The organism is Kitasatospora sp. NPDC058063 (assembly GCF_042885395.1).
Lineage (GTDB): Bacteria > Actinomycetota > Actinomycetes > Streptomycetales > Streptomycetaceae > Kitasatospora > Kitasatospora lactacystinica.
In genome coordinates this window covers 164,303-183,962 of record NZ_JBHVSD010000008.1, presented here as the reverse complement: position 1 = coordinate 183,962, position 19,660 = coordinate 164,303, and the positions used below count along the sequence as shown (strand labels likewise).

General features: G+C 73.9%; 17 protein-coding genes and 2 pseudogenes. 6 read left to right on the top strand and 13 right to left on the bottom strand.

Annotated features, from left to right (window positions below):
- Window positions 1–7: 7 nt before the first annotated feature.
- Window positions 8–1,222 (bottom strand): pyridoxal phosphate-dependent aminotransferase, encoded by a 1,215-nt coding sequence (locus ACFVUY_RS16175; protein WP_380538651.1) that lies wholly within the window; start codon window positions 1,220–1,222, stop codon window positions 8–10.
- A 97-nt stretch (window positions 1,223–1,319) separates the two neighbouring features.
- Between ACFVUY_RS16175 and ACFVUY_RS16170 the strand changes: the two are divergent.
- A pseudogene (locus tag ACFVUY_RS16170) lies at window positions 1,320–1,673 on the top strand (winged helix-turn-helix transcriptional regulator); the annotation flags it as partial.
- Window positions 1,674–1,933: 260 nt separating this feature from the next.
- Window positions 1,934–2,737, top strand: a complete 804-nt coding sequence (locus tag ACFVUY_RS16165; protein ID WP_387695614.1) for an SGNH/GDSL hydrolase family protein — start codon at window positions 1,934–1,936, stop codon at window positions 2,735–2,737.
- Between the two features lie 36 nt (window positions 2,738–2,773).
- Here the strand turns inward: ACFVUY_RS16165 and ACFVUY_RS16160 are convergent, their stop codons facing one another.
- The gene (locus ACFVUY_RS16160; RefSeq protein ID WP_387730436.1) at window positions 2,774–3,436 is read right to left on the bottom strand and encodes a GNAT family N-acetyltransferase; all 663 of its coding nucleotides are present in this window, start codon (window positions 3,434–3,436) and stop codon (window positions 2,774–2,776) included.
- Between the two features lie 129 nt (window positions 3,437–3,565).
- Here ACFVUY_RS16160 and ACFVUY_RS16155 point away from each other — a divergent pair.
- Window positions 3,566–4,396 (top strand): annotated as a pseudogene (locus tag ACFVUY_RS16155) (pentapeptide repeat-containing protein); the annotation flags it as partial.
- 170 nt (window positions 4,397–4,566) lie between these two features.
- On the opposite strand, the gene ACFVUY_RS16150 reads toward ACFVUY_RS16155, so the two are convergent.
- The 5 genes from ACFVUY_RS16150 to ACFVUY_RS16130 all read right to left on the bottom strand — a co-directional run bounded on the left by ACFVUY_RS16150 (window position 4,567) and on the right by ACFVUY_RS16130 (window position 8,310).
- Window positions 4,567–5,127, bottom strand: coding sequence for a DinB family protein (locus ACFVUY_RS16150; RefSeq protein WP_387730433.1), 561 nt, complete (start codon window positions 5,125–5,127; stop codon window positions 4,567–4,569).
- Window positions 5,128–5,228: 101 nt separating this feature from the next.
- Window positions 5,229–5,963, bottom strand: coding sequence for a tyrosine-protein phosphatase (locus ACFVUY_RS16145; protein WP_387730430.1), 735 nt, complete (start codon window positions 5,961–5,963; stop codon window positions 5,229–5,231).
- 9 nt (window positions 5,964–5,972) lie between these two features.
- Entirely contained in the window at window positions 5,973–6,626 is a 654-nt protein-coding gene (locus tag ACFVUY_RS16140; RefSeq protein WP_387695618.1) for a TetR family transcriptional regulator, read from the bottom strand.
- A 299-nt stretch (window positions 6,627–6,925) separates the two neighbouring features.
- On the bottom strand, window positions 6,926–7,825 hold the full coding sequence (locus ACFVUY_RS16135) for an aminoglycoside phosphotransferase family protein (RefSeq protein WP_387730427.1): 900 nt from the start codon (window positions 7,823–7,825) through the stop codon (window positions 6,926–6,928).
- A gap of 92 nt (window positions 7,826–7,917) precedes the next feature.
- A complete protein-coding gene (locus ACFVUY_RS16130; RefSeq protein ID WP_387730424.1) occupies window positions 7,918–8,310 on the bottom strand; it encodes a PPOX class F420-dependent oxidoreductase in 393 nt (130 codons plus the stop codon).
- Window positions 8,311–8,488: 178 nt separating this feature from the next.
- On the opposite strand from ACFVUY_RS16130, the gene ACFVUY_RS16125 reads away from it, so the two are divergent.
- Window positions 8,489–10,999: a Tex family protein gene (locus ACFVUY_RS16125; RefSeq protein WP_387730421.1), complete on the top strand. Its 2,511-nt coding sequence runs from the start codon at window positions 8,489–8,491 to the stop codon at window positions 10,997–10,999.
- 47 nt (window positions 11,000–11,046) lie between these two features.
- Here ACFVUY_RS16125 and ACFVUY_RS16120 read toward each other — a convergent pair whose 3' ends face one another.
- The 6 genes from ACFVUY_RS16120 to ACFVUY_RS16095 form a co-directional block, all read right to left on the bottom strand.
- Complete coding sequence (locus tag ACFVUY_RS16120) at window positions 11,047–11,472, bottom strand: SHOCT domain-containing protein (protein ID WP_387692961.1); 426 nt, start codon at window positions 11,470–11,472, stop codon at window positions 11,047–11,049.
- Between the two features lie 99 nt (window positions 11,473–11,571).
- Entirely contained in the window at window positions 11,572–12,156 is a 585-nt protein-coding gene (locus ACFVUY_RS16115; RefSeq protein WP_387730418.1) for an NUDIX hydrolase, read from the bottom strand.
- A complete protein-coding gene (locus ACFVUY_RS16110; protein ID WP_387730415.1) occupies window positions 12,153–13,313 on the bottom strand; it encodes a type III polyketide synthase in 1,161 nt (386 codons plus the stop codon). The genes ACFVUY_RS16115 and ACFVUY_RS16110 overlap by 4 nt, the downstream gene beginning before the upstream one ends.
- A gap of 114 nt (window positions 13,314–13,427) precedes the next feature.
- Window positions 13,428–14,636, bottom strand: a complete 1,209-nt coding sequence (locus ACFVUY_RS16105) for a cytochrome P450 (RefSeq protein WP_387730412.1) — start codon at window positions 14,634–14,636, stop codon at window positions 13,428–13,430.
- A 189-nt stretch (window positions 14,637–14,825) separates the two neighbouring features.
- Window positions 14,826–15,542: a response regulator gene (locus ACFVUY_RS16100; RefSeq protein ID WP_387692953.1), complete on the bottom strand. Its 717-nt coding sequence runs from the start codon at window positions 15,540–15,542 to the stop codon at window positions 14,826–14,828.
- Complete coding sequence (locus ACFVUY_RS16095; RefSeq protein WP_387730410.1) at window positions 15,539–16,393, bottom strand: sensor histidine kinase; 855 nt, start codon at window positions 16,391–16,393, stop codon at window positions 15,539–15,541. The genes ACFVUY_RS16100 and ACFVUY_RS16095 overlap by 4 nt, the downstream gene beginning before the upstream one ends.
- Before the next feature lie 118 nt (window positions 16,394–16,511).
- On the opposite strand from ACFVUY_RS16095, the gene ACFVUY_RS16090 reads away from it, so the two are divergent.
- Both ACFVUY_RS16090 and ACFVUY_RS16085 read left to right on the top strand, forming a co-directional pair.
- Window positions 16,512–17,237 carry an ABC transporter ATP-binding protein gene (locus tag ACFVUY_RS16090; RefSeq protein ID WP_359915332.1) on the top strand — a complete coding sequence of 242 codons (726 nt, stop codon included), beginning with the start codon at window positions 16,512–16,514 and terminating at the stop codon, window positions 17,235–17,237.
- Entirely contained in the window at window positions 17,234–19,546 is a 2,313-nt protein-coding gene (locus tag ACFVUY_RS16085) for an FtsX-like permease family protein (protein ID WP_387730407.1), read from the top strand. The genes ACFVUY_RS16090 and ACFVUY_RS16085 overlap by 4 nt, the downstream gene beginning before the upstream one ends.
- Window positions 19,547–19,660 lie beyond the last annotated feature (114 nt).

Sequence of the window (19,660 nt, the reverse complement as noted above, 5' to 3'; positions counted from 1 at the left end):
CGGGGCGTCAGCTCTGGCGGTACGTGGCCAGGAAGCGCCCGATCCGGTTGACGGCCGTCTCCAGGTCGTCGGCCCGGGGCAGGGTGACGAAGCGGAAGTGGTCCGGGCGCGGCCAGTTGAAGCCGGTGCCCTGGACGACGTGGATCTTCTCGCGCAGCAGCAGGTCCAGCACGAACCGCTCGTCGTCGACGATCCGGTGCACCGCCGGGTCCAGCCTGGCGAAGGCGTACAGCGCGCCCTTGGGCTTGACGCAGCTGACACCGGGGATCTCGTTGAGCGCCTTGACGGCGATGTCGCGCTGCTCGGTGAGCCGGCCGCCGGGCAGCACCAGGTCGTTGATGGACTGGTGGCCGCCGAGCGCCGCCTGCACGGCGTACTGGGCGGGCACGTTGGGGCACAGCCGCATGCCGGAGAGCATGGTCAGGCCCTCCAGGTAGTCGGTGGCGTGCTGCCGGGGGCCGGAGACGACCAGCCAGCCGCTGCGGAAGCCGGCCACCCGGTAGGACTTGGAGAGGCCGTTGAAGGTGAGCGTCAGCACGTCGTCGGCCAGGGCGGCCAGGCAGTGGTGCTCGGTGCCGTCGTAGAGGATCTTGTCGTAGATCTCGTCGGCCAGCACCATCAGGTGGTGGCGGCGGGCCAGGTCGAGGATGCCCTCCAGCAGTTCCTTCGGGTAGACGGCGCCGGTGGGGTTGTTGGGGTTGATGACGACGATCGCCTTGGTGCGGGCGGTGATCTTGGCGGCGATGTCGTCCAGGTCCGGGTACCACTCGGCCTCTTCGTCGCACAGGTAGTGCACGGCCTTGCCGCCGGCCAGCCGGACCGCGGCCGTCCAGAGCGGGTAGTCGGGCATCGGCACGAGGACCTCGTCGCCGTCGTCGACCAGCGCGGTGACGGCCATCTGGATCAGCTCGGAGACGCCGTTGCCGAGGTAGACGTCGTTGACGGTGACGCCCTGGACCCCGCGCTGCTGGTAGTACTGCACCACCGCCCGGCGGGCCGGCAGGATGCCGCGCGAGTCGCTGTAGCCGTGCGCCTTGGGCAGGTTGCGGATGATGTCCTGGATGATCTCCTCGGGCGCCTCGAAGCCGAACGGGGCCGGGTTCCCGGTGTTCAGCCGCAGCACGCTGTGCCCGGCCTCCTCCAGGGCGTTGGCCTGGTCGACCACCGGGCCCCGGATCTCGTAGCACACGTCATTGAGCTTGCTGGACTGTCGAAACTCCATCTGCGGCCTCCCGACCGTCACCACCGCTCCGTTGCTTCAGCTTTGTTCTACCAAGTGTGTACTTGGAAAGTCCAACCTCTTGGCTATGCTGATCCGCATGTCACGCCGAAGCTACGACCAGTACTGCGCCGTCGCCCGCGCCCTGGACGCGGTGGGGGAGCGCTGGAGCCTCCTGATCGTCCGTGAGCTCCTCGGTGGCCCGCGCCGCTACACCGACCTGCACGCCGACCTGCCCGGCGTCTCCACCGACATCCTGGCCGCCCGGCTCAAGCAGCTGGAGGCCGAGGAGCTGGTGACCCGCCGCCGGCTGGAGCGGCCCGCCAACGCGACGGTCTACGAACTGACCGGGCGGGGCCGTGAACTGCGGCCGGTCGTCGAGGCGCTGGGGGAGTGGGGGCTGGCCGCCCTCGGCGAGCAGCGGCCCACCGACGCCGTGCGCGAGCACTGGTTCACGCCCCGCGGGGCGGAGGAGCCGGCGGCGGTCGCGGCCGGCTGACGACCGCGGGCGTGCCCGGGTCGCCCGGACGGGGCGGCGGCAAGGCCCCCGTCGCCGAACGCCGTCCCGTATGCCCTCAGGGTGTCCCGGGCCGATGAACGAACGATCGGCGTGCGATGAGCGCCGGGGCCCGTCGCCGCCCCGGACGGGCACGCACGTACGATCGTCGGATCGTCGGACCGCCGGAGTCGTTCCAGGAGAGCGGAGGCCAGCCCGTGCCCACCCCCTACCGCAGCTATGTCGCCGTCGGCGACTCCTTCACCGAGGGCATGGGCGACGACCTGTTGCCGGACGGCCACTACCGGGGCTGGGCCGACCGGGTCGCCTCGGCACTGGCCGCCGAGCATGCCGCCGAGCATGCCGACGCGCAGCCCCCGGACGCCGGCTTCCGGTACGCCAACCTCGCCGTCCGCGGCAAGCTCATCGGCCAGATCCACGACGAGCAGCTCGCCGCCGCCACCGCGATGGGGGCCGAGCTGGTCACCCTGGCGGGCGGCCTCAACGACGTGCTGCGCCCCGGCTGCGACATCGACGAGGTCGAGCGGCTGCTCGGCCGCTGCGCCGCCGGGCTGCGCGCCACCGGCGCCACCGTCGTGCTGTTCACCAGCACCGACCCCACCCGGCGCATGGCCGGCAGCGCCCGGCTGCTGCCCGCCATCCTGCGGATGAAGGCCTTCGTCCAGGAGCTGGGCCGGCAGGACGGCTTCGCCGTGGTCGACCTGTTCTCCGCGCCCTGCTTCGACGACCGCCGGCTGTGGGCCGAGGACCGCCTGCACCTCTCGTCCGAGGGCCACCGCCGGGTCGCCGCGGGCGTGCTGGAGGCGCTCGGCCGCCCCGCGGCCTTCGACTGGCGCGCCCCGCTGCCCGCGGCCGCCCCGGCCGGCCGCGCCGAGCGGCTGCGCGAGGACGCCCGCTGGCTGGGCACCCACGTCGGCCCGTGGATCGGCCGCCGCCTCACCGGCCGCTCCTCCGGCGACGGCCGCCCGGCGAAGCGGCCGGAGCTGCTGCCGTACCGCTGAGGCCCGCTCGGCCGAGGTCCACTCGGCTGAGGCCCGCTACCCCTCGGTGCCGGCGCCCGGCGCGTCGAGGACCAGGCTCGCCATCGGGGCGTGGGTGGTCCAGCCCATCGCCTCGTAGAGCGCCCGTCCCTCCGGCGTGCCGACCAGTACGCCGGTGCGCGCGCCCCGATCGTGCGCGGCGCACTGGAGCGTTCGCATCACCAGGACGCCCAGGCCCCGGCGGCGGTGCTCGGGCACGGTGGTGATCTGGTCCGGTACGGCCACCGGGCCGGCCAGGCCCGCCTGGCCGCGCGCGGCGAGGTGCCCGTCCCCGGTGCGCACCAGCACCCGGAGGACCCCGCCCCGCTCACAGGCGGTCACGGTGTACCCGGCCGGGACCTCGGGCCGCTCGGCGGCGAGCGGCACGCTCATCAGGAAGCCCGGCGCGTCCAGACGCCACCGTTCGTCCAGCCAGGGGCGCACGGTGGCGTCCTCGGCGAACAGCTTCAGCCAGGTGGTCGGTGCGGTGACGGTCTCGGCGAGCTTGCGGACGTCGGCCTCGGTCGGTTCCGGCAGCACGTGCCGGCCCACCTCGCCGGCCGGCGCGCCGACGTCGATGCTCCAGCCCCAGGGCTGGTCCACCGGCTCGGCGGAGCCGCGCGAGACGGCCCAGCCCGAGATCCACATCCGGACCAGGTCCCTGGTGTCCGGTTCCCGCATGTCGCCCACCCCCGTGTGTAATGGTCTCAAAGGCAGTGCACAGCTTACCGGCAGCGGGGGCCGTCGGGCCAGTAGGATTTCCGGGTTCACGGTGCCGCCCGGCGCCGGCTGCTGGAAGGACCCCGGAACGTGCGCGAGACCGAGCCGCCGCAGGACCCCACGGCGGCCGCGCCGACCCCGCTGGAATCCGACTGCGCCAACTGCTTCGGCCTCTGCTGCGTCGCGCTGCCGTTCGCCGCCGGCAGCGACTTCGCCATGAACAAGGCGGCCGGCAGCGCCTGCCGCAACCTGCGGACCGACTTCCGCTGCGGCATCCACGCCCAGCTGCGCGACCGGGGCTTCCAGGGCTGCACCGTCTACGACTGCTTCGGCGCCGGGCAGCGGGTCTCCCAGGTGACCTTCGGCGGCCGCAGCTGGCGCGAGGAGCCGGACAGCGCCAAGGCGATGTTCGACGTCTTCCCGATCGTGCGGCAGCTGCACGAGCTGCTCCGCTACCTCACCGAGGCGCTCACCTTCGACGCCGCCGCTCCCGTCCACGACGAACTGCGGCAGGCGCTGGAGCGGACCGACCGGCTGGCCGGGGGCACCCCCGAGGAGATCCTCGCCGTCGACGTCCCGGCCCACCGGCAGCAGGTCAGCGAGCTGCTGCTGCGCGCCGGTGAACTGGTCCGCGCCGCCGTCCCGCGCCGCCGCGAGCTCCGGGGTGCCGACCTCTTCGGCGCCCGCCTGCGCGGCGCCGACCTGCGGGGGGCCAACCTGCGCGGCGCCCTGCTCGTCGCGGCCGACCTCTCCGGCGCGGACCTGCGCCTCGCCGACCTGGTCGGCGCCGACCTGCGGGACGCCGACCTGGCCGGCGCGGACCTCGGCACGGCCCTCTTCCTCACCCAGGCCCAGCTCAACGCCGCCCGCGGCGACGCCACCACCCGCCTCCCGGACGGCCTGACCCGGCCCGCCCACTGGCCCGAGACCGCCCCGGCCCCGGCGGCCGGCGGCCGGGCCGGAGGAGGGGCCGGGCCCCGCTCCGGCAAGGGCGGCAGGGCGGACGGCCGGTCCGGCGGGGGCTCGGGCAAGGGCGGTGGCTCGGGCAAGGGCGGTGGCCGCTCCGGGCAGGGCGGCCGGCGCGGGTAGCGCTACTGGCCGACCCGGCCGTCCACGCGCTCGCGCAGCAGATCCGCGTGGCCGCAGTGGCGGGCGTACTCCTCGATCCGGTGCACCAGCAGCTCCCGGATCGAGACCGCGTTCCGCCCCACCCGCTCGCCCAGGTCCCGGTGGCCGTCCAGCGCCACGTCCAGTGCGGCCTGTTCGCGCTCCAGGTCGCGGAACGCGGCCTCCACCACGGCCTGCTCGCCGACGGCCTCGTCGAAGTCCGCGTCCCGCCCGCCGTACAGCTTCGGCAGCGGTTCGTCGTCGGTGATCCAGTTCCGCCAGTCCCGTTCCACCTCGGCGAGGTGCCGGACCAGTCCGAGCAGCGACATCGTCGACGGCGGCACCGAGCGGCGGGCCAGCTGCTCCGGAGCCAGGCCGTCGCACTTCATCCGCAGGGTCAGCCGGTAGTTCGTCAGGAAGTCCTGGAGTGTGGCGAGTTCGCCCTCGGGGCCGGGGTCGTCGGTGTGGCGGGGGTCGTCGTCCGGGTCGGCCCACATGTCGGGGTGGACGGTCGCCTCGGTCCATCGCGCGGTTTGTTCGGTCATGGCGTGCATCGTCGTGCGCGACCGTTCCTTCCCGCCACCGGGTTTCGCGCGTCGACGCGCCCTCGCGGACGGCCGCCTCCGGACGGCCGCCTCCGGAGGGCTCAGCCGGTCAGCAGGCGGGCGCGCAGGGCGGCGGTCTGCTCCCGGTCGATGCCGAGGGTGCCGGTGAGGTAGGCCTCGACCGAGCCGTAGCGGTCGGCGAGGTCGGCGAGGGTGAGCCGGATGACGGCCTCCGGGGCGCGCCCGAAGGCGGGCCAGCGCAGGGTGCGGCCGGGGTGGGCGGCGTGCCAGTCGGCGACGAAGTGCGGGGTGGCGAGCTCGGTGAGGGCGAAGTCGGCGGCGATCTCGTCCTCGCCGACGCCGAGCAGAGTGAGCAACAGGGCGGCGATCAGCCCGGTGCGGTCCTTGCCGGAGGCGCAGTGGAAGACCACCGGGGCGTTGGCGGCCGTGATCACGTCCAGGGCCTGGCGGATCTCCTTCACCCCGTCCTCGGCGACCTCGGCGAAGCGGTCGGCGAGGTAGCGCCACGGGTCGAGCTCCGGGTCGATCTCGGCCTGGTCGTACGGGCGGTGCTCGATCGAGAGGTTGTGGTACTCCAGGCCCTCGAACGCGGGCACCCGGCCCTTGGCGGCGATCTCCCAGGGGTAGCGCAGGTCGATCACGGTCCGCACGCCGAGGGCGTGCAGCCGGTCGAGGTCCGCGGGGGAGTCGAGCTTGCCGAGCGAGTCGGAGCGGTACAGCAGCCCCCACCGGACGGAGCGTCCGCCGGCGGCCGCATGGCCGCCCAGGTCGCGGAAGTTGTGCAGGGCATCGAAGGAGTGGTGACGCGTCGTCATGCGCGCACTCTAGTCAGCGGCGGGCCGCTCGCCGCGGGGTGGGCCGTAGCCGTGGGCGAGCAGGCCGAAGGCGCCGGTGGCGTCCCCGACGGCCTCGGCGTACAGCCCGTCGGCGGTGCGGCCGTCCCGGATGCGGCGCCAGTTGTGCAGGGCGAGGACCCGCTGGGTGGCGGTGACCTGGGCGGCGAGCAGGGTGGCGGTGAGCTCCTGCGGCCCGGGCAGGCCGGGGCTGGCGCGAAGCGCCTCGGCCAGCGACTGCTCGGCGCGGGCCACGTACTCGCCGACCCGGGCGGCCAGGCTGGGGGTGCCGTGGACCAGGCCGGTGAAGGCGAGCACCGCGGGGTGGTCGTTGAGGCCGGTGACCGGGTCGCGCCGGGTGAGCCCGGCCAGGAAGTCCCGCAGCAGCGCGTCGAGCACCGGTTCGCCGGGCGGCCGGGCGCGGACCACCTCGGCGGCCTGTTCCTGGTGGTCGGCGAAGCGGTGGACGACCAGGTCCTCCTTGGTGGGGAAGTAGGAGAACAGCGTCGGTTTGGAGACCTCGGCGGCGGCCGCGACGTCGGCCACCGACACCCGGTCGAAGCCGTGCTCCAGGAACAGCGCGATGGCCGCCTCGGAGATGGCCCGCCGGGTCCGCTCCTTCTTCAGCTCCCGCAGTCCCGTCATGCGGCTCAGGCTAGCAGTGGGGATTGACCGGGACAGGTTTTGGACCCGGTCCTCCGGCGGGCGTGTCCGGCCCGGGAGGGCCGCCGCCGAGTACGGCGGACGGACCCTAGGCCCTCTCTTTCGGATCACGCCAGGCGGTCGCTGCCGGAGCACGCACCTCGCCGGCTTGTCGTCGGTCGCCGATGGCCCCCAGCCTGGCGGCCGGGAGGTGCCCCCACCGCATGGACTCCCTCCTCCGCACCGCCGATGCACGCACTCCAACGACGCCCACTGGTCCGACGTGATCCGAAAGAGAGGGCCTAGGCGCTGCGGTCGGCGAGCACCTCGCGGACGACGTGGCGGGCGTTGGCGGTCAGCGCCTGGTCGGTGTGGCGGTAGTACGGGATCGTCACCAGGGCGATGGAGAACGCCCAGGCGCGGCCGCGGGCCCACATCGCCTCGTCCGCGCGCAGGGCGGCGCGGAAGGCCGGACGGGCGGCGGCGGGCAGCAGGTTCCAGGCGACGATCAGGTCGGCGGTCGGGTCGCCGACGCCCATCAGGGCGAAGTCGATGACGGCGGAGAGCCGCCCGGTGGGGGCGAGCAGCAGATTGCCCGGGGTGAGGTCGCCGTGCATCCAGACCGGCGGGCCGGCGTACTCGGGCAGCCGAAGCGCCTTGTCCCACAGGGTGGTTGCGGCGCCCGTGTCGATCGAGCCGGAGAGCTGGGCGATGGCCGCGCGGGTGGCGCCGTCCCGGGAGGCGAGCGGGGTGCTGCGCTGGGAGGGCGGGGCGCCGGCCGGGTCGACGGCGCGCAGCGCGTTGACGAAGCCGGCCAGGTCGCGGGCCAGGGCCTGGGGCGCGGCCAGCGCGTTGACGGCCGGGTTGGCGCCGTCCAGCCAGTGCAGCACCGACCACTCCCACGGGTAGCCGGCGGCGGGCCGGCCGACCGCGAGCGGCGCCGGGACGGGCAGCGGCAGCCGCGGCGCCAGCCGGGACAGCCACTGCTGCTCCCGCCGCAGGCCCCCGGCGGCCCACTCCACCCGGGGCAGCCGGACGGCGAGTTCGGGCCCGAGGCGGAACATCGCGTTGTCCGCCCCGGGGGCGGGGACCGGGGTGATCGGAAGGCGCTCCCACTGCGGGAACTGGACGGAGATCAGCCGACGGACCAGGGTCGCGTCGACCACCGGCCCGTCGGGGTGCATCCGGGTGGCAGCGCACATGCCCGGCAGCGTACAGCTCTGGTCGTTACCGTTCAGCCCGATTCCCGAACTGCGCACATTCCGAAGGCCATTCGAAAGCGACCGGCGGACGATCAGTCGAAGGTGACCCGCACCCCGATGGTGCCGCCCTTGCCGAAGCGCAGCACGTTGGCGGTCAGTGCCACCGCGCACAGCAGCCCGTACTTGCGCCGCAGCAGCTTCCGGTAGGCGGGCGCCCGGTCCGGGTCCAGCACCGCGACGGCCGGCACCTGGGCGCCGAGCAGGTTCCCGCGGATGTCGCTCGGCCCGACCAGCACGTCCGAACGGTTGCGCAGGCGCTTGACCTTGCCCGTCTTCGTGACGGTGGTGAAGACCAGCGCGTCACCGTCGCGCGCGACCCACACCGGGGTGGCGACCGGAGTGCCGTTCCTCCGGTACGTGGTGAACAGCAGGTACTTGGCGGCGGCGAGCCGCTCCAACTCGGCGGCGGCATCCAGAGTGTCCATGCCCGCCAGCCTAGGAAGCGGCAACTGGGCCCCGCTCAAGCCTCGGTGGAGCCGCCCGGCACGGCACCGGACGGCGCGCCACGCCCGGCCGTCCCGGGTGCGGCCGGGCGTCGTCGTCGGCACCTGCCAGAATGCAGGGCGTACGGCGCAAGCACTGATGGAGAAGGTGACCGGCTTCGTGACCACGGCAGTCGAACAGGTGGCCCGGCAGGCCCAGCAGGCGATCGAGCGGAAGATCGCCGAGGAGCTGGGTGTCCGCGAGGGGCAGGTGAAGGCTGCGGTCGACCTGCTCGACGGCGGCGCGACCGTCCCCTTCGTGGCCCGCTACCGCAAGGAGGTCACCGGTTCCCTCGACGACGCCCAGCTGCGCGCCCTGGAGGAGCGGCTGCGCTACCTGCGCGAACTGGAGGACCGCCGGGCGGCCGTCCTGGAGTCGATCGAGGCCCAGGGCAAGCTGGACGACGCGCTGCGGGCCCGGGTGCTCGCCGCCGACTCCAAGGCCCGGCTGGAGGACATCTACCTGCCGTTCAAGCCGAAGCGGCGCACCAAGGCGCAGATCGCCCGCGAGGCCGGCCTGGAGCCGCTCGCCGACACCCTGCTGACCGACCCGGGCCAGGACCCGGCCGCGCTGGCCGCGCGGTACCTGAACGAGTCGGTCGCGGACGGCCCCGCCGCGCTGGAGGGCGCCCGGGCGATCCTGGTCGAGCGCTTCGGCGAGGACGCCGACCTGGTCGGCTCGCTGCGCGAGCGGATGTGGACCCGCGGCCGGCTGGTCGCCCGAGTCCGGGACGGCAAGGAGGGCGACGGCGCCAAGTTCGCCGACTACTTCGACTTCGCCGAGCCGTACACCCGGCTCCCCTCGCACCGCATCCTGGCGATGCTGCGCGGTGAGAAGGAGGAGGTGCTCGACCTCGACCTCTCCCCGTACGACGGCGAGTCCGAGGGCGACCTGCCCGGCGAGAACGACTACGAGCAGCGGATCTCCGCCCGCTTCGGCATCGCCGACCGCGGCCGCCCGGCCGACAAGTGGCTCGGCGACACCGTCCGCTGGGCCTGGCGCACCCGCATCCTGGTCCGGCTCGGCATCGACCTGCGCGCCCGGCTGCGCGCCGAGGCCGAGGAGGAGGCGGTGCGGGTCTTCGCCGCCAACCTGCGCGACCTGCTGCTCGCCGCCCCGGCCGGCACCCGCGCCACCATGGGCCTGGACCCGGGCTTCCGCACCGGCGTGAAGGTCGCCGTGGTGGACGCCACCGGCAAGGTCGTCGCGTACGACACGATCTACCCGCACCAGCCCGCCAACAAGTGGGACGCGGCCCTGGCCACCCTGGCCGCGCTGGCGGCGAAGCACGGCGTCGACCTGGTCGCGATCGGCAACGGCACCGCCTCCCGGGAGACCGACAAGCTCGCCGAGGACCTGCTGGGGCGCCACCCCGAGCTGAAGCTCACCAAGGCGATGGTCAGCGAGGCCGGCGCCTCGGTGTACTCGGCCTCCGCGTTCGCCTCGCAGGAGCTGCCGGAGCTGGACGTGTCGATCCGCGGCGCGGTCTCGATCGCCCGCCGGCTCCAGGACCCGCTGGCCGAGCTGGTCAAGATCGACCCCAAGTCGATCGGCGTCGGCCAGTACCAGCACGACCTGAGCGAGGTGAAGCTCTCCCGCTCGCTGGACGCCGTGGTCGAGGACTGCGTCAACGCCGTCGGCGTGGACGTCAACACCGCCTCGGCCCCGCTGCTCACCCGGGTCTCCGGGATCACCGGCACGCTGGCCGACAACATCGTGGCGCACCGCGACGCCAACGGCCCGTTCCGTACCCGCAAGCAGCTCAAGGACGTCTCCCGGCTCGGCCCCAAGGCCTTCGAGCAGTGCGCCGGCTTCCTGCGCATCCCCGGGGGCGCTGACCCGCTGGACGCCTCCAGCGTGCACCCCGAGGCCTACCCGGTGGTGCGCCGGATCCTGGCCGCCACCGGCGGGGAGCTGGGCGAGCTGATCGGCAACGGCGAGCGGCTGCGGGCGCTGCGCCCGGCGGACTTCGCCGACGACACCTTCGGCGTCCCGACCGTCACCGACATCCTCGGCGAGCTGGACAAGCCGGGCCGCGACCCGCGCCCGGCCTTCCGCACCGCGACCTTCAAGGAGGGCGTCGACAAGATCGGCGACCTGGAGGTCGGCATGGTGCTGGAGGGCGTGGTCACCAATGTGGCCGCCTTCGGCGCCTTCGTGGACGTGGGCGTCCACCAGGACGGGCTGGTGCACGTCTCGGCGCTGTCGAAGAACTTCGTCAAGGACCCGCGCGAGGTGGTCAAGCCTGGCGACATCGTCAAGGTCCGGGTGCTCACGGTGGACGTGCCGCGCAAGCGGATCGGGCTGACCCTGCGGCTGGACGACGAGGTCGGGCGCGAGCGCGGCGGCGACCGGGGTGACCGGGGTGACCGGGGCGACCGCCAGGGCCGCCCGCCGCGCCAGGAGCGCCGCGGCGGCGGTCAGGGCAACCAGGGCGGTCAGGGCAGCCAGGGCAGCCAGGGCGGCCGTGGCGGCCAGGACCGGCGCGGGAGCGGTGACCGGGCCAACGACCGGGGCGGCTCCGGCGGCGGTGCGCCCGCCAACAGCGCCATGGCGGACGCGCTGCGCCGCGCGGGCCTGACCGGCGGTGGCGACGGAGGCTCGGGCGACCGGCGCTCCGGGCGGCGCTGAGCCGGGACGGAGGGATCACGGCCGGATCGTCGTGACCGTCCGGACGTTCAGGCCAGGACCTTCTCCTTGGCCTTCTGGTACTCCTCCTCGGAGATGGCGCCCTTCTCCTTCAGGTCCGCCAGTTTCGCCAGTTCGTCGGCGTGACTGCGGCCGCCGGCGGCCTCGGGCCCGGACGTTGCCGCGTCCCGGACGTAGGCCTTGAAGGCGGCCTGGTTCTCCTGGGCCTGTTGGATGTCGCGCTTGGTCATCGATTGCCCGCGGGCGATCAGGTACACCAGGACGCCGATCAGGGGCAGGATGATCACCAGGACCAGCCAGCCGGCCTTGCCCCAGCCGCTGAGGTCGTGGCTGCGGAAGATGTCCGTGATGATCTTGAAGAGCAGGAAGAACCAGAGGACCCAGAGGAAGAACTCCAGCATCGTCCAGAAGATGTTGAGCACCGGGTAGTCCACGGCCAGTGAAGTGGTGTCCATGGCTGAGTAATACCATCACAAAACGGACATCTTCACGTGGTGTTCCGCCGTTCAAGTGACCTTCCGCAGCCGCGGGAAACGGCCGTCGGGGCCGGGCTCTCAGCCCAGGCCGGCCTGCCGGCGCAGGTCCACCGCCAGCGTGACCAGCTCGCCCCACCAGGCGTCGTGCCCGGTCAGCAGCAGCCGCTGGGCCTCCGCGGGCGGCACCGCGCGGACCTCGACCACCTGCTCGCCGTCCGTCGGGTTGGTCGGCGCGGAATCCAGCGCCACCTCGCCCCAGCCCCACAGCCAGGCCTTCTCCGGGTGCGGCTGCCACGGCCGGTAGGGCGTCGGGTCCTCGGTGCGGCAGCGGTGCGCGCCCAGCCAGTGCGGCTCGCCGAGCAGCCGGGCGCCCGCCTCCTCGCCCAGCTCGCGGGCGAGGCAGGAGGCGATGCTCTCGTCCCGCTCCCGGGTGCCGCCGGGCAGGAACCAGTGGTCCCGGTCGTCCCGGCAGAGCACCACCCGACCGTCCGCGAAGCCGACCAGGTGGATGTTGGTGACCAGCGCGTCCGGCGGCAGCTCGGTGGAGAACTGCGCGTCGAACCGCCCCCAGCTCCAGTACTGCGGTGCGTGCAACGCCGGGAACCTCGCGGCGAGTTCGGCGGCTCTGGCGGAGGTGTCGGCGCGGTCCGTGGTGTCAGTCATTCGGCGATGGTAGTGCCGGCCGGGAAACGGTGGGGGGCGGTCGGATGGACGAGGGCAATGTCGGAGGTGGAGATGGCTCGCGGGCGGCGCGGGCGCGGCGCCTCGGCCGGTGCGCCGACCCAACTGCCCAGTGAGATCTCGGCGGTGATGCCCGGTCCGAAGCCCGCGATCAGTCCGGTGGTGCCCTCGGGCACGCCGCCGTCGGCGAACAGTCGGGCCAGGGCGTCGAAGACCACGGCACTGGCGATGTTGCCGCGCTCGGTGAGCGTCGCCCGGCTGTAGCGGAAGGTGGCCGGCTCCAGGTTGAGGTAGCGGCACAGGTCGTCGAGGATGCGCGGGCCGCCCGCGTGCACGATGTAGAAGCCGAGTCCGGAGACGTCCCAGCCGTGCTCCCCGGCCAGGGCGCGCAGCGCGGGCGCGAGCATCTCCATGGTGCCGGGCACCCGCTTGTCCAGCTGGAAGTGGAAGCCGGTGTCCTTGACCCCGTAGGAGATCCAGTCCTCGGTGTGCGGGACGAGGTGCGAGCCGTTGCGTTCGACCTGTACGCCGTACCCGCCGTTGTCGCGCATCACCACGGCGGCGACGGCGTCCCCGAACAGGCCGTTGGAGAGCAGCGAGCCGACGCCGAGGTCGGTCGGCTGGTAGCAGAGCGAGCAGAACTCGCAGGCGACGATCAGCACGTTGGCGCCCGGGTAGGCGCGGCAGAAGTCGTGCGCCCGGTTGACGGCGGCGCCGCCGGCCGCGCAGCCGAGCTGGGCGATCGGCACCTGGCGGGTGTCGGCGCGGAAGCCCATGGTGTTGATCAGCCAGGCGGTCATCGACGGCATCATGAAGCCGGTGCAGGACACGTAGACGATCAGGTCGATGTCCCGGGCGGTCAACTCGCCGTGGGCGAGGGCGCGTTCGACCACTTCGGGGACGCGTCGCTTGGCCTCCCGCTCGTACACCTCGTTGCGGACGGTGAAGCCCGGGTGGGTGAGGGTCCGCTCGATCGGCTGGACCAGGTGCCGGGTGCGCACCCCGGTGTTCTCGATCAGCCGCAGTGCCAGGCCGAGCTGGGGGTGGCCGGCGTGCAGGGTGCGGGCCAGGTCGAGGGTCTCGTCGAGCGTGATGACGTGCTCGGGCACGCCGATCGCGGGGCGGCAGAGAGTTGCCATGGGTGGGTCTCCCCTGGGGGCCTGGTGGCAGGCCGGTGGATGCGTGGAGCGGTACGGGCGCCGCGCGGCCGCGGGTGACGGGCGGCGGCGGGCGGCGGCAGGTGGGGGAGTCGGCTACCAGGCCACCGGCAGGGTGCGCGGGAAGCGCCAGATCGAGCCGGAGTTCCAGTCGAGTTCGGCGGGGTCGACGGCCAGCCGCAGGCCGGGGAAGCGCCGCAGCAGGGTGCCGATGGCGACCTGCAGTTCCATCAGGGCCAGGTGCGAGCCGGGGCAGCGGTGCTGGCCGTGCCCGAAGGTCATGTTGACGGGCCCGGCGTCGCGGTCGAGGTCCAGTTCGTCGGGGCGCTCGTAGGCCGCCGGGTCCCGGTTGGCGGTGAGGTAGGAGACGTGCACGGCCTCGCCGGCCCGGATCGGCACGCCGCCCAGCTCGACGTCCTCGGTGGCGACCCGGGCGATGCCGACGCCCTGGCGGAAGGGGACGAAGCGCAGCAGCTCCTCCAGGGCGCGCGGCAGCGTCTCCGGCCGGGCGCGCAGCTCGGCGAGCTGCTCGGGGTGGGTGAGCAGGGTGTAGGTGAGGTTGCCGAGCTGGTAGGTGCTGGTGTCGTGGCCGGTGACCAGCAGGACCATCGCCATGACGGTCAGCTCGTCCGGGTCCAGCAGTTCGTCGCCGTCGCGGGCGGTGGCGAGGGCGCTGATCAGGTCCTCGCCGGGGTGGGCCCGGCGTTCGGCGGTCAGCTCGGCGAAGTAGCCGCGCAGGGCGGTCTTGGCGGCCTCCTGGCCGTCCCGGCTGCCCGGGCCCATCCGCATCATCGCCACGGCGTGGCCGCGCAGTTCGGCGCGGTCGGCCGCGGGGACGTCCAGCAGCTCGCAGATGGTGGCGAGCGGGAGGCGGTCGGCGAGGAAGCGCATCAGGTCGGCGGGGGCGCCGTGCTCGGTCATCTCGTCGAAGTAGCCGTCGACGGTCCGCTGGGTGGCCGGGCGCATCCGCTCGACCTGGCGGTTGGTGAAGCCCTGGGCGACCAGCCGGCGCAGCCGGTTGTGGGCGGGCGGGTCCATCAGGTTGATCGCCTCGGCCTGGGCGATCGGGGCGGGCGTCATCCGGGGCAGGTCGCGGCCGATGCCCGCGGCGCGGCTGAACCGGCGGTCGGTGGTGACGACCCTGACGTCCTCGTAGCGGGTGGCCAGCCAGGCCTCGCCCTCGCCGTGCGGCAGCCGGATCCTGGCGACCGGGTCCTCGGTGAGCAGTCGCTTCAGGAGGGGGTCGAACTCCAGGCCGTCGGTGTGGTGGAAGGGGCAGTCCCACACGGGGGGGTTGGTGGTCACGGGCCGGTCCAAGTGTTGTCGTCATGCCGGGGGGTGGCGCCCGAGGTGTGTCGGTCCGGCTCGGGCGTGGACATGCAGATGGTGCCCCATGAATTGGCAAAAAGGGGAATTCGGTGAAGAGTTAACTCCAATGAGTGAGATTCGGATGATAGTCATGCGAATCGGCGCGGATGGGCCGCGAGTTGACGGTCAGCCGCCACCCGGCGCGACCAGCCCGGTCTCGTAGGCGAGCACCACCGCCTGCGCCCGGTCGCGCAGGTTCAGCTTGGCGAAGATCCGGGCCACATGGGTCTTCACCGTCGACTCGCTGAGCGTCAGTTCGCGCGCCAGCTCCGTGTTGGACAGCCCGCGCCCGAGCAGCGTGAGCACCTCCGCCTCGCGCGGGGTCAGCGGGGCGAGGTCGCGGTGCAGCGCCGGGCCCTCGGAACCCGGGGCCGGGCGCGGCGCGCCGGCCGCGAAGCGCTCGACCAGGCGCCGGGTGATCGAGGGGGCGAGCAGCGCGTCCCCGGTGTCCACCAGCCGTACGGCCGCGGCGAGGTGGGCCGAGGTGACGTCCTTGAGCAGGAAACCGCTGGCCCCGGCGGACAGCGCGGCGTAGACGTAGTGGTCCAGGTCGAAGGTGGTCAGCATGATCACCCGGCAGCCGGGCACCCGGGCCAGGATCTGCCGGGCGGCCTCCAGACCGTCCGTGCCGGGCATCCGGATGTCCAGCAGCGCGACGTCCGGGCGGTGCAGCACGGCGGCGGCCACCGCCTCGGCGCCGTCGGAGGCCTCGGCGACCACGTCGATGCCGCGCGCGGTGAGGATCATCCGGAAGCCGGTGCGGACCAGCTCCTGGTCGTCGGCGATCACCACCCGCGGACGGCGCTCCGGCGGCTGCTCCGGGTCCGTGCGGCCCCCCGTCACGGCCGGTCCAGCGGGATCCGGGCGCGGACCCGGAAGCCGCCGCCGATCCGGCGCCGGGCGTCCAGGTCGCCGCCGTAGACCGCGACCCGCTCGCGCAGGCCGAGCAGCCCGCGCCCGGCGCCGTCCGGCCCCGGCCCGGCCGGCGCGGCGGGTGCCCCGGAGAGCACGCTCGGACCGCTGTTCAGTACCTCCACCCGCAGGTAGTGGTCCGCGTAGCGCACCGTCACCTCCGCCGTCACCCCGTCCCCGTGCTTGAGCGCATTGGTCAGTGCCTCCTGGACGATCCGGTACGCCGTCACGTCGATGCCGCCGGGCAGCGGCCGCGGCTCGCCGGAGATCCGCACCTCGACCGGCAGCCCGGCGAAGGCGAACCGGTCGATCAGCGGGCTCAGCCGGCTCAGGCTGGGCTGCGGCGCGAAGCCGTCCGCGGCCGGCTCCTCGCCGCCGTCCGCGGCGGGGGCGAGCAGGCCGAGCAGGTGCCGCAGTTCGGTCATCGCGTCCCGCCCGGCCGCCTCGACCGCGGCCATCGCCGCCGCGGCCTCCTCCGGCATGGTGGTCAGCACCTCGCGCGCGGCCCCGGCCTGCACCACCATCAGGCTCACGTTGTGGCTCACGATGTCGTGCAACTCGGCGGCGATCCGCGCCCGTTCGGCGTCCACGGCGGTCCGGGCGGCACTCTCCCGCTCCCGTTCCAGCAGCCAGCCGCGCTCGCCGACGGCCGCCCGGTGCAGCCGCCGCGCCCGGGCCAGCGCCACGGCCAGCCAGCAGGCCGCCGCGGCCGCCGCCCCGGCCGTCGCGACGGCCGCCCACTCCCACCCCGATCCCCACACGGCACCAGCCTCCCAGGTCACGGCATGATCCACATCATCCGGGGGTGCCGCCCCCGTACATCCCGGGTACTACGGCCGCCCGCGGTTACACCCGGGGTGGGACGTGCCGGCGACGGCCCCGCGCCTACGGTCGTCCACCATGAGCAACGACCACGACGGGACCTCCCGGCCGGGCGACGCGCAGGTCGTCGTCGAGCTGTCCGGGGTCCACAAGGAGTTCGGCGACGCCAAGGCGCTCGACGGCGTCGACCTGCGGATCCGCGCGGGCGAGGCGGTCGCCGTGATGGGCCCCTCGGGGTGCGGCAAGTCCACCCTGCTGAACATGGTGGCCGGACTCGACCGGCCCACCGCCGGCACCGTCCGGGTGCAGGGCCAGGACCTCGGAGGGCTGAACGAGAACGGACTGGCCCTCCTGCGCCGCCGCCACATCGGCATGATCTTCCAGTTCTTCAACCTGATCGACGACCTCCCCGCCCTCGACAACGTCGCCCTGGCCGCCCAGCTGACCGGCACCAACGCCCGCCAGGCCCGCCGCCGGGCACTGGAACTGCTGGACGAACTCGGCGTCGCCCACCGCAAGGACGTCTACCCGGCGACGCTCAGCGGCGGCGAGCGCCAGCGGGTCGCGGTGGCCCGCGCCCTGATGAACCGCCCGGCCCTGCTGCTCGCCGACGAGCCCACCGGCGCGCTGGACAGCCGCTCGGGCGAGCAGGTGATGGACCTCCTGATCGACCTCAACCAGATCGGGCAGACCCTGCTGATCGTCACCCACGACCCCGGCCTGGCCACCCGCTGCGCCAGCCGGCTGGTCGAGATGGCGGACGGCCGCGTGGCGAACGAGCGGATGCTGGAGCCGCAGTCATGAGCGGCGCGGTGTGGCGGGCCTCCCGGGCGGCCGTGAAGCGCCGCCGGGTGCAGACCGTCGTGATCGGCCTGGTCGTCTTCTGCTCCACCGCGACGGTGCTGCTCGCCCTCGCGGTGATCAGCGCCGCCCGGGCGCCGTTCGACGCGGCCTTCGAGGCCGAGCGCGGTGCGCACGTCACCGCCGCCTTCGACCCGGCCAAGGCCTCGGCGGAGCAACTGGCCGCCACCGCCCGCCGGCCGGGCGTCGAGGCGGCCGCCGGACCGTTCGACCAGGCCGTGGTGGAGATCCCCACGGACTGGGTCGGCCGCCCGCCCGGACCGCTGACCCTGGTCGGCCGGGCCGACCCGGCGAACGCGCCGGTGGACCGGGTGGACCTGCTGGTCGGCCGCTGGGCCACCGCGCCCGGCGAGGTGGTCGTCAACAACCCGGCCGGGGGCTCCGGGACGAGGAACCTCGGCTATCAGCTCGTCACCAGCACGGGACTGAAGCTCACGGTCGTCGGCTTCGCGACCGGCATGAGCCAGTCCTCCGGCGGTTGGGTCACCCCCGCGCAGGCGGCCGCCCTGCACCCCACCGCCCGGCAGATGCTCTACCGCTTCACCGACGCGGCCACCGAGCAGCAGCTGACCGCCTCGCTCGGCACCGCCACCGAGGGCGTGCCCAAGGACGCCCTCACCAGCGCGCAGTCGTACCTGGTGCTCAAGCAGGCCTTCTCGGCGGGCGCCGACGCCTACCTGCCGCTGATGACGGTCTTCGGCGTGCTCGGTCTGATCGTCGCCGCGCTGATCGTCGGCAACGTGGTGAGCGGCGCGGTGGTCTCCGGCTACCGGCACATCGGCGTGCTGAAGTCGATCGGCTTCACCCCGCGCCAGGTGGTCACGGTCTACCTGACCATGGTCTCGGTGCCCGCCGTCGTCGGCACCGTCCTCGGGACGGCGGCCGGCTGGGCGGCGGCGTACCCGATCCTCCGGACCGCGTTCTCCGGGATCTCGACCGGCTCCGCCGTGATCGAGCCGGCCCGCTGGCTGCCCGCCGCCACCCTGATCAGCGTCCCGCTGCTGGTCGTCCTCGCCGCGCTCGTCCCCGCCTCGCGCGCCCACCGGCTCTCCGCCGCCCAGGCCATCTCGGCCGGCAGCGCGCCGCGCACCGGACGCGGGCTGAAGGTCCAGCGCCGGCTGAGCGGCACCCGGCTGCCGCGCGCCGTCAGCCTCGGTCTCGGCCAGCCCTTCGCCCGCCCGGCCCGGACCGCGCTGACCATCGCGGCGATCGCGCTCGGGGTGGTCACCGTGACCGTGACCACCGGTCTGAGCAGCACCCTGACCAAGGTCATGGACTCGGCCGACGGCAGGACCCATGTCAATGTGCAGACCAGCCACTTCGCGGGCAACGGGACCGAGCCCCGGCTGACCCCGGAGCAGACCGAGGCGATGCTGCACGCCGCCCCCGGCGCCGAGCGGGTCTCCGTCCGCGGACTGGTCCGGATCGGCGTCGTCGGACAGCCCCAGCCCGTCTTCGCCAACTTCTACGGCGGCGACGCCATGGTCGACCACCGGCGGCTCGACGTGGTCGAGGGCCGCCCGGCGACCGGGCTGAACGAGGTCGAGGCCGGGCCGGCCTTCCTCGACCAGCACGGGATCAGGCTCGGTGACCGGCTCACCCTGGTCCTGGACGGCCGGCAGACCACCGTCACCCTCGTCGGCGAGGAGATCCAGGGCAACGCCAACTCGATCTCCTCCAACGACGCCACCAGGGCCCTGCTCACCCCCGACCCGCACGTGGTCGAGTACGACGTGCGGCTCGCCGACGGCGCCGACGCCGAGGCCTACCGGAAGGCCGTCACGGCCGCCGACCCGAGCCTCTCGTCCTCGATCGTCACGACGGGTTCGGCAGGGCCCGTCGTCGCGATCAAGACCTTCAGCACGACCTTCAGCGTCCTGCTGTCGGTGGTCGCCGCGCTCGGCGTCTTCAACACCCTGCTGCTCACCATCCGCGAGCGCCGCCGCGACCTCGGCATGCTGAAGTCCATCGGGATGACGCCCCGGCAGGTCGTCGCGATGACGGTCACCTCGGTGGCCTGGCAGGGCGTGGTCAGCGGCATCATCGGCATCCCGGTCGGGGTGGTGGTGCACCGGCTGATCGCCGAGAACGTCCGGATCATCAACTTCCCGGAGGCGACGATGGACGTCTGGGGCGCCCCGCTGCTCGTCGGCCTCGCCCTCGCCGGCGTCGCGATCGCCGTCCTCGGCGCGCTCGTCCCGGCGCGCTCGGCGGCCCGGCTGCCGATCGCCGAGGTGCTGCACAACGAGTGAGCCCGCGCAGCGGTGACGACGGCCGGTCGGGACTCCCGACCGGCCGCCCGTGTTGTCCGGGCTTGCGGAATCCCGCGCCGCGTGCGCCCTACCGGCTGACGCATGCTCAATCAC

What these genes read in the sequence shown, in the direction of transcription:
- ACFVUY_RS16085 (WP_387730407.1), top strand. Translation starts at nt 17,234, where the DNA reads ATGAGCGGCGCGGTGTGGCGGGCCTCCCGGGCGGCCGTGAAGCGCCGC.
- ACFVUY_RS16175 (WP_380538651.1), bottom strand. Translation starts at nt 1,222, where the DNA reads ATGGAGTTTCGACAGTCCAGCAAGCTCAATGACGTGTGCTACGAGATC.
- ACFVUY_RS16160 (WP_387730436.1), bottom strand. Translation starts at nt 3,436, where the DNA reads ATGCGGGAACCGGACACCAGGGACCTGGTCCGGATGTGGATCTCGGGC.
- ACFVUY_RS16130 (WP_387730424.1), bottom strand. Translation starts at nt 8,310, where the DNA reads ATGGACACTCTGGATGCCGCCGCCGAGTTGGAGCGGCTCGCCGCCGCC.
- ACFVUY_RS16110 (WP_387730415.1), bottom strand. Translation starts at nt 13,313, where the DNA reads ATGGCAACTCTCTGCCGCCCCGCGATCGGCGTGCCCGAGCACGTCATC.
- ACFVUY_RS16150 (WP_387730433.1), bottom strand. Translation starts at nt 5,127, where the DNA reads ATGACCGAACAAACCGCGCGATGGACCGAGGCGACCGTCCACCCCGAC.
- ACFVUY_RS16120 (WP_387692961.1), bottom strand. Translation starts at nt 11,472, where the DNA reads ATGGACACCACTTCACTGGCCGTGGACTACCCGGTGCTCAACATCTTC.
- ACFVUY_RS16115 (WP_387730418.1), bottom strand. Translation starts at nt 12,156, where the DNA reads ATGACTGACACCACGGACCGCGCCGACACCTCCGCCAGAGCCGCCGAA.
- ACFVUY_RS16140 (WP_387695618.1), bottom strand. Translation starts at nt 6,626, where the DNA reads ATGACGGGACTGCGGGAGCTGAAGAAGGAGCGGACCCGGCGGGCCATC.
- ACFVUY_RS16135 (WP_387730427.1), bottom strand. Translation starts at nt 7,825, where the DNA reads ATGTGCGCTGCCACCCGGATGCACCCCGACGGGCCGGTGGTCGACGCG.
- ACFVUY_RS16090 (WP_359915332.1), top strand. Translation starts at nt 16,512, where the DNA reads ATGAGCAACGACCACGACGGGACCTCCCGGCCGGGCGACGCGCAGGTC.
- ACFVUY_RS16145 (WP_387730430.1), bottom strand. Translation starts at nt 5,963, where the DNA reads ATGACGACGCGTCACCACTCCTTCGATGCCCTGCACAACTTCCGCGAC.